This is a genomic window from Dietzia sp. DQ12-76 (genome assembly GCF_014145045.1).
Lineage (GTDB): Bacteria > Actinomycetota > Actinomycetes > Mycobacteriales > Mycobacteriaceae > Dietzia.
In genome coordinates this window covers 1-7,275 of sequence record NZ_JAALDV010000104.1, presented here as the reverse complement: position 1 = coordinate 7,275, position 7,275 = coordinate 1, and the positions used below count along the sequence as shown (strand labels likewise).

The following is a 7,275-nucleotide window of genomic DNA, read 5'->3' as shown; positions in this document are numbered from 1 at the left end:
CTGCGCTGAGCCGGCCGCGGCCTGATCGACCACCTGCTGGACCTCGGCCGGGAGAGCCGGCTGGGCCGTCGCGCCGGGGCTCGCGGTCCCCACCACGACGAGCCCCGCCGCCACACCGGTCACCAGCCGTGACAGTGTTCTTCTCATGCGGTGATTATGTCCGGGGTCGTCCACCTGGACAGGCGTCTGGAGTCACGTTCGGGTCTCGACCCGGGCGGTCTGAGGGCGCGGGGGCTAGCGTTCGCGTCATGAGCGCGTCACCGCTTCCCCTGCCCAGGCTCTCGGCCCCGGCTTCCCGCGCACTCAGGGATGCCGGGATCACCGACCTCCGCCAGTTGGACGGCACGCCCGAGAGAGACGTTCTCGCACTGCACGGGATCGGCCCCTCCCAGCTCGGGGTTCTGCGCGACGCGCTGACCGCCGCCGGACTCTCCTTCACCGAGCCGGTCGCCCGGCCCCGGGCGACCGGCCGGAACGACAACACGGCGATCCGTTCGGAATCGATGTCACCGCGGGGGTGGATCGAGGGGTTACCCACCGCCCGACGCGTGAAGGACGGTCTGCGCCTGCTCGACCTCTTCGGTGAGGTGACCGGCGAGGACCCCACCATGTGGGGCCCCTCGATCGTGGGCTACGGTCGGCGCCACTACGTGTACGACAGCGGACGCGAGGGCGACACCCTCCGGGTCGGTTTCAGCCCCCGGGCCTCGGCCGTCAGTCTCTACGGCCTGCTGGAGGCCCCGGGCGCGGCCGCGTTGCTCGCGACGATGGGTCCGCACAAGACCGGGAAGGGGTGCCTCTACGTCACGTCCCTGGCCCGGATCGAGGAGACCGTCCTCCGCGATCTCGTGGCCGCGGCCTGGGCGAACCCGGACTGACGCTCGCGGAACCGGGTCGAGAGTCTCGTCAGTCCCGCGGCAGCGGCTTGACCATCGGGAACAGGATCGTCTCCCTGATCCCCAGTCCGGTGAGCGCCATGAGCAGGCGGTCGATCCCCATTCCCAACCCGGTGGTAGGCGGCATCCCCTGCTCCATGGCCGCCAGGAAGTCCTCGTCGAGGACCATCGCCTCGTCGTCACCCGCCGCTGCCAACCGCGCCTGATCCTCGAAGCGCCGCCGCTGGATCACCGGGTCGACGAGCTCCGAGTACCCGGTCGCCAGCTCGAATCCACGGACGTAGAGGTCCCACTTCTCGGTGACCCCGCGGTCCGTGCGGTGGTCGCGGGTCAGGGGCGAGGTCTCCACGGGGAAGTCTCGGACGAAGACAGGACCGTCCAGCTGATCGCCGCACAGGTGCTCCCACAGCTCCTCGACGAGTTTGCCGTGCAGCCACCCCCTGCCGCTGGGGACCTCGAGCCCGACCCTGCCGGCCAGTTCGGTGAGTTCGTCGACCGTCGAGTCGACCGTGACGGCGTCCTCGTCGTCGTCACCGTTCACCAGCTCGGGGTGCGTGGCGCGCAGCGCCTCGTTGAGGGACGGGTACATGCGCATCTCGCGCCACTGCCCGCCGAGGTCGTACTCGGTGCCGTCGGCCAGGGTCACCGTGGTGGAACCGAAGACCTCGAGCGCCACCTCCTGGATGACCTCACGGATCATCGTGGCGGAGGTGTCGTAGTCCCCATAGGCCTGGTAGGTCTCGAGCATCGCGAACTCGGGGCTGTGCGAGGAGTCCACGCCCTCGTTCCGGAAGTTCCGGTTGATCTCGAAGACCCGCTCGATCCCGCCCACCACGCACCGCTTGAGGTAGAGCTCGGGGGCGATCCGCAGGTACAGGTCGAGGTCCAGGGCGTTGGAGTGGGTGACGAAGGGCCGGGCGGCGGCGCCGCCGTGCAGCGTCTGCAGCATGGGCGTCTCCACCTCGAGGAACCCCCGCCGGTCGAGGGCGGCGCGCAGTGCCCGGACGACCTTGATACGGGTGACCGCGTTGCGCCGGGCCGTGTCTCGCATGATGAGGTCGGTGTAGCGCTGACGGACCCGCGTGTCCTCGCTCAGCTCCTTGTGCGCCACCGGAAGCGGCCGGAGCGACTTGGCCGCCAGCACCCACGAGTCCGCCATGACGGACAGCTCGCCCCGCTTGGAGCGCACCACGCGGCCGGTCACCGAGACGTGATCACCCAGGTCCACGTCCTGCTTCCACGCCTCGAGCCGTTCCTCGCCCACGTTGGCGAGCGAGAGCATCGCCTGCAACTGCGGGGCGAACGGATCGGGCTCGCCCTCGGCCGCCGGGACGGACAGGTCCGCCTCGGGGCTCACACCGTCCTGGAGTCGGACGAAGCAGAGCTTGCCGGTGTTTCGGACGAACAGGACCCGGCCGGCCACCGAGACCACGACGTCGGTCTCCTCCCCCGGCTCGAGTGCGACGAAGCGCGGATCCGAGGCGATCTCGACGAGCCCGTGCGTGCGGGGGACCCCGACCGGATAGGCGTCGACGCCGGAGTCGAGGATCCGCTGCCGCTTGTCGCGACGGATACGCACCTGCTCGGGGGTGTCGTCGGCGGGCTCGGTCGAGGCGGCCCCGGGCGCGGCGGGAGTCGTGTCGGTCACGACTGTCGAGGATAGTCGCCGCTAGGCGTCGGAACCGAACCCGTCGGCACCCACGTGGTCGAGGACGTGGAGGTCCAACCTGTCCGACAGGGATTCGATGGCAGCCGCCGCCCGGATACTGTTGCCGTGCTCGTCCAGGCGCGGCGAGTACGCCGCGATGCCGTACTTGCCGGGCGCCACCGCCAACAGGCATCCCGACACCCCGCTCTTGGCGGGCAGTCCCACCTGGTACACCCAGTCACCCGCCGCGTCGTACATGCCGCAGGTGAACATCACGCTGTTGGCGTAGCGCACCGCCTTGCGCCCGAGGATCCGGTCGTCGCTACCGGGGATCACCCCGCCGTTGGCGAACATGGCCGCCATGTGGGCGAGTTCGCGGACGTCCACGCGGACCGCGCACTGGCGTCCGTATCCCGCCACCACCTCGTGGGGGTCGTCCGCGAGGGAGCCCTCCTCGGCGAGGAGGTGCGCGAGCGCCTGGTTGCGGTGCGCGCTCTTCGCCTCGATGTCGGCGATCTCCTCGTCCACCTCCACCTCTCGCCCGACGAGCCGGGAGAGCAGCGCGCGGATGTGCTCGAAGCGGGAGACCTCGTCGTCGTCGGAATCTCCCACCAGGGCGTGGGCGGCCAACGCCCCGGCGTTGACCAGCCCGTTGGGAGCCCGACCGGTGCCGGCCTCCAGGGAGATCTCGTTGAACGCCTCACCCGAGGGTTCCACCCCGATCCGCTTGGCCACCTCGTCGACGCCCTTCTGGTCCAGGGCCAGGGCGTACACGAACGGCTTCGACGCGGACTGCAGGTCGAAGCGGATGTCGTCGTCCCCCGCCGAGACGACGGTGCCCCCGAGGTCGCACACCGCGATCGCCAGGGCGTCGGGGTTCGGATGCTCGTAGTCGCCCAGGTGCGGGACCAGCTCTCCCGAGGAGTCATCGCGGACCTCGTCGAGAATGCCGTCGAGCAGGTCCGCCGAGATGTGGTCCGTCATGGACGCGACCGTACCGGCGTCGGTGCCGGCGCGCCCCCGGTCGGGCTCAGTGTGCGGAGATCGCAGACCGCTCGCGCAGCAGATGCTCCGCATCCGACAGCAGGCCGAGCTCCCCCGCGGCCCGGATCGCCTCGTGCCCCCCGTCCACCGCTCGCACCCCTCGCACGCCGCGGGAGTGCAGCTCCAGCGCGAACAGTTCGGCGTCGAGCCCGTCGTCACTGACCAGGACCACCTCGCGGCCCTCCTCCACGGCGGCGAGCGGGGACGGCGATCGGGGATCGAGGAGCTCGACGACGGGACGGGCCTCGACGGCGACCGCGCCCGCCAGCACGCCCTGTCGCTCGCGCTGGACCCGCGAGCGGATGTCCACCACGAGCGCCCCCGCCTCCACGGTGGTGCGGTAGTCCGCCACGTCCAGCGTGCGGGCGGCGGGGTCGGTGAGGGTGACGGCGAGAGAGGTCATCTGGCGCTCCTGGTGAGGCGGGTCCCGGTCGGTGCGGTCGAGGGGGTTGCTGCCGGTCGGGGACACCAGTGCTGCGCACGTGCGGACGCCACCGGACCGGCCGAGGGCATTCGACGTGCGTTCATGACCACGATAATAGACAGACCGGTCTATCTACCGCAAGGGCGAGCGCCTCCCGGCCGCCCCACCCCCCATCCGCTGGCGCGCTCCGGTTAGTTGATGCATCATATAGGTGGAGTAAAGGAGCATCATGACCACCACACCCTCGCGCCAGCCCGCCGTCTTCATCGGACACGGCGTCCCCCTCAACGCGCTGGAGGACAACCAGTGGACCCGACAGTGGGCTGCGCTCGGAGCCGCACTCCCCGAACGCCCCCGGGCCGTGCTCGCCGTCTCGGCCCACTGGTACATCGGCGCCACGGCGGTGACCACGATGGCGCACCCCCGGACGATCCACGACTTCTACGGCTTCCCCCGGGAACTCAACGAGTTCGACTACCCTGCCGCCGGCGCACCCGAACTCGCGTCCGAGGTGGCCGAGGTGGTCCGTCCCACCTGGATCGGCGAGGACCGCGACTCGTGGGGACTCGATCACGGCACGTGGTCCGTCCTGGCCCACGTCTTCCCCGACGCCGACGTGCCGGTGGCGCAGTTGTCGGTCGACGCCTCGAAACCCGCCGACTACCACTTCGACCTGGGAACCAGGCTCTCGGCGCTGCGGGACTCGGGAGTCCTGATCCTGGCCAGCGGCAACGTCGTGCACAACCTGGCCGCCGTCGACCCGTCCCTCGGCGACTCGGGCACCGACTGGGCGCACCGGTTCGACAACCACGCCCGGGCGCTGCTCACCGACCGACCCGAGGACGCGGTGTCGCTGCTCGACCACCCCGACGCCGGACTGGCCGTGCCCAGTGCCGACCACTTCCTGCCCCTGCTGTACACGGCGGGAATGGCCGCCGGGTCCGGCGAGAAACTCGACGCCTTCAGCGAGGGGTACGCCTGGGGGTCGGTCTCCATGACGAGTTACCGCTCTGCCGCCTGAACCCACCTGACCGCGTGGCCCCTGACCCGGCCGCAGCGCGGGGTCCGTGGCGGCCGACACCCGCCGTCAGGTCCCTCTCGCCCGATTCGCGAGTCGTCCCGTCAACGGCAGCAGCACGATCAACGACACCCACATGAACTGGGCCGCCGCGGCGCCGACCGTCAGCGCCACGGGGACCGACGCCAGGAACACCGCCGGGGTGGTGGTCGCCGCGAGCAGCACCAGGCTGTTCTCCCTCGCGGACGTGGGGCGGCGTTCCAGTCCGGCCGCGCGACCTCGTTGGTACACCGCGGCCTGGGCGAGGGCGACCCCGGCGATGTTCACGGCGTAGAGCGCGGTCGGCAGCGCCAGATCCGCCGTGGCCGGGTTGCTGATCGCATCGGTGGTGAACGGCACCAGGATCACCAGGCCCGTGGCCAGGAGGTTGCCGAACACCATCGGGCCGTCGAGACCGGTCAGCCCCTTGATCATCCTGACGTTGACCCGCCACAACGCACAGATCACCACGAAACTCAACGCGACCCCGAGCAACTGCTGCCCCACCCCGGATGCCGCCAGGGAACCGAGGTCCTGCCACGCCTGCGGCTCCGGCAGGTCGACGTTCACGATGAGCAGCGTCACGGCGAAGCCGTAGATGGCGTCGAAGAAGGACAGTCCGCGATCGAACTCGGAGGTGTCCCTGCGGATCACCTCGTCGTCATCGATCCTCTCCCGACCGCTCCCGCCCATGTCGGACAGCATGCCATCGGCCCGGGGCGTCGGTCAGGCGTTCTTCTCGAACACCAACCGCAGACCCTCGAGGGCGAGTTCCGGTTCCACGTCGGTGATCGTGCGCGACTCCTCGGACACCACGTCCGCCCGCAACCCGGTCAGCACCACCGCCGCGTCGGACAGGTCGGCGACGTCCGTCCGCAGGCGGTCGACCAGGGCGTCGATCTGACCGGCGAACCCGATCACGATCCCGGCCTGCAGCGCGGCCACCGTGTTCTTGCCCAGCGCACTCCGGGGCCGCACCACCTCGATCTTCCGCAACGCCGCCGCGCGCTCGGCCAGCGCGTCCACGGAGATGTCGATCCCGGGTGCGATCGCCCCGCCCAGCAACTCTCCGCGCGCGGAAACGGCGTCGACCGTGGTCGCCGTGTCCACGTCGACGACGATCACCGCGCCCTCGAACAAGGTGTGGGCGGCCAGGGCGTTGACGACCCTGTCGGATCCCACCTCCCGGGGACTGTCCACGAGGAGCGGTACGCCGGTCTTCACGCCGGGAGCCACCACGACCGCGTGGAGCCCGGGCCAGTAGTCGGCGGCCATCCGACGCAGCTCGCCGGTCACCGAGGGCACGACCGACATCGCCGAGATACCCGACAGGCGCCCGGCGCAGTCCCCGAGCAGGCCCCGGATGGTCAACGCCAGCTCGTCGGAGGTCACCGCCGGCGACGTCCGCATGCTCCAGGTGCGCTCGAGCGGCCCGCCGTCCGGGGGGAAGACGCCCAGGCGGATGTGGGTGTTGCCGACGTCGACGGTGAGTAACACGGCCCTATCCCGGCACCTAGACGGTGACGGGCTCGGGGACGCGCGGGTTCTTCAGCCCCGACCCCGCGGGGACGTCCGCCGGGTCGGTGCCCTCCGTGAGCATCCGGTTGTGGGGGTCGACGAACACGACGCGCGGCGAGTAGGCGCGCGCCTCGGCGTCCTCCATCACCGCGTAGGCGATGATGATCACCAGATCGCCGGGATGGACCAGGTGCGCGGCCGCGCCGTTGATGCTGATGACCCCGGAACCGCGCTCGCCGGTGATGGCGTAGGTGGTCAGGCGTGCGCCGTTGTCGATGTCGACGATGTCGATCTGCTGCCCCTCGAGCAGGTCCGCGGCGTCCATGAGATCCGCGTCGATGGTGCAGGAGCCCACGTAGTGCAGGTCGGCCTGGGTCACGGTCGCCCGGTGGATCTTGGAGTGGAGCATGGTGCGCTGCATCTAGAGGCCTTCCTTGAGGTCTGCGGCCAACTCGGCCTGCTGGGCGGCGACGGTCGCCTCGGCGGCGGCGAGGAATCCCGTGCCGATGGCCACGCCGACGTTGTCGATGAGGCGGGCGGATCCGATCCGGGCCGCCACCAGGAGACGCCCCGGACCCTCCTCCGGTGGCTCGCCGAGGTCGCCCGCCCGGAGTTCGAGGTAGTCGACGGAGATCTGCGGGCGCTCGGCCAGGACCGCGCGGGCGGCGTCGAGCACCGCCTGCCGACC

9 protein-coding genes are annotated in these 7,275 nt (G+C 70.7%); 2 read left to right on the top strand and 7 right to left on the bottom strand.

The annotated features are described in order from the left end of the window. The first annotated feature begins 248 nt into the window (after positions 1-248). Positions 249-878: a DUF1801 domain-containing protein gene (locus G6019_RS04815; RefSeq protein WP_107755681.1), complete on the top strand. Its 630-nt coding sequence runs from the start codon at positions 249-251 to the stop codon at positions 876-878. A gap of 28 nt (positions 879-906) precedes the next feature. Here G6019_RS04815 and lysS read toward each other — a convergent pair whose 3' ends face one another. The 3 genes from lysS to G6019_RS04800 are packed head-to-tail and all read right to left on the bottom strand — an operon-like array spanning position 907 to position 3,991. Next, a complete protein-coding gene (lysS, locus tag G6019_RS04810; RefSeq protein ID WP_107755680.1) occupies positions 907-2,544 on the bottom strand; it encodes a lysine--tRNA ligase in 1,638 nt (545 codons plus the stop codon). 21 nt (positions 2,545-2,565) lie between these two features. After that, entirely contained in the window at positions 2,566-3,528 is a 963-nt protein-coding gene (gene glsA, locus G6019_RS04805; protein WP_182612846.1) for a glutaminase A, read from the bottom strand. A 46-nt stretch (positions 3,529-3,574) separates the two neighbouring features. After that, complete coding sequence (locus tag G6019_RS04800) at positions 3,575-3,991, bottom strand: rhodanese-like domain-containing protein (protein WP_182612845.1); 417 nt, start codon at positions 3,989-3,991, stop codon at positions 3,575-3,577. A gap of 250 nt (positions 3,992-4,241) precedes the next feature. Here G6019_RS04800 and ygiD point away from each other — a divergent pair, with 250 nt between their 5' ends. Further along, entirely contained in the window at positions 4,242-5,033 is a 792-nt protein-coding gene (gene ygiD, locus G6019_RS04795) for a 4,5-DOPA dioxygenase extradiol (RefSeq protein WP_182612844.1), read from the top strand. A 66-nt stretch (positions 5,034-5,099) separates the two neighbouring features. Here ygiD and G6019_RS04790 read toward each other — a convergent pair whose 3' ends face one another. The 4 genes from G6019_RS04790 to G6019_RS04775 form a co-directional block, all read right to left on the bottom strand. After that, on the bottom strand, positions 5,100-5,762 hold the full coding sequence (locus G6019_RS04790) for a TMEM175 family protein (protein ID WP_228549125.1): 663 nt from the start codon (positions 5,760-5,762) through the stop codon (positions 5,100-5,102). Between the two features lie 33 nt (positions 5,763-5,795). Further along, positions 5,796-6,566: a type III pantothenate kinase gene (locus G6019_RS04785; protein WP_107755675.1), complete on the bottom strand. Its 771-nt coding sequence runs from the start codon at positions 6,564-6,566 to the stop codon at positions 5,796-5,798. 16 nt (positions 6,567-6,582) lie between these two features. Further along, the gene (gene panD / locus G6019_RS04780; protein WP_095717939.1) at positions 6,583-7,008 is read right to left on the bottom strand and encodes an aspartate 1-decarboxylase; all 426 of its coding nucleotides are present in this window, start codon (positions 7,006-7,008) and stop codon (positions 6,583-6,585) included. Next, the coding region (locus G6019_RS04775) for a pantoate--beta-alanine ligase (protein WP_182627123.1) at positions 7,009-7,275 on the bottom strand (267 nt) is incomplete at its 5' end.

Excerpts from the sequence above, each read along its gene's own strand:
- G6019_RS04815 (WP_107755681.1), top strand. The coding sequence starts at position 249 with ATGAGCGCGTCACCGCTTCCCCTGCCCAGGCTCTCGGCCCCGGCTTCC.
- glsA (WP_182612846.1), bottom strand. The coding sequence starts at position 3,528 with ATGACGGACCACATCTCGGCGGACCTGCTCGACGGCATTCTCGACGAG.
- G6019_RS04800 (WP_182612845.1), bottom strand. The coding sequence starts at position 3,991 with ATGACCTCTCTCGCCGTCACCCTCACCGACCCCGCCGCCCGCACGCTG.
- ygiD (WP_182612844.1), top strand. The coding sequence starts at position 4,242 with ATGACCACCACACCCTCGCGCCAGCCCGCCGTCTTCATCGGACACGGC.
- G6019_RS04790 (WP_228549125.1), bottom strand. The coding sequence starts at position 5,762 with ATGGGCGGGAGCGGTCGGGAGAGGATCGATGACGACGAGGTGATCCGC.
- panD (WP_095717939.1), bottom strand. The coding sequence starts at position 7,008 with ATGCAGCGCACCATGCTCCACTCCAAGATCCACCGGGCGACCGTGACC.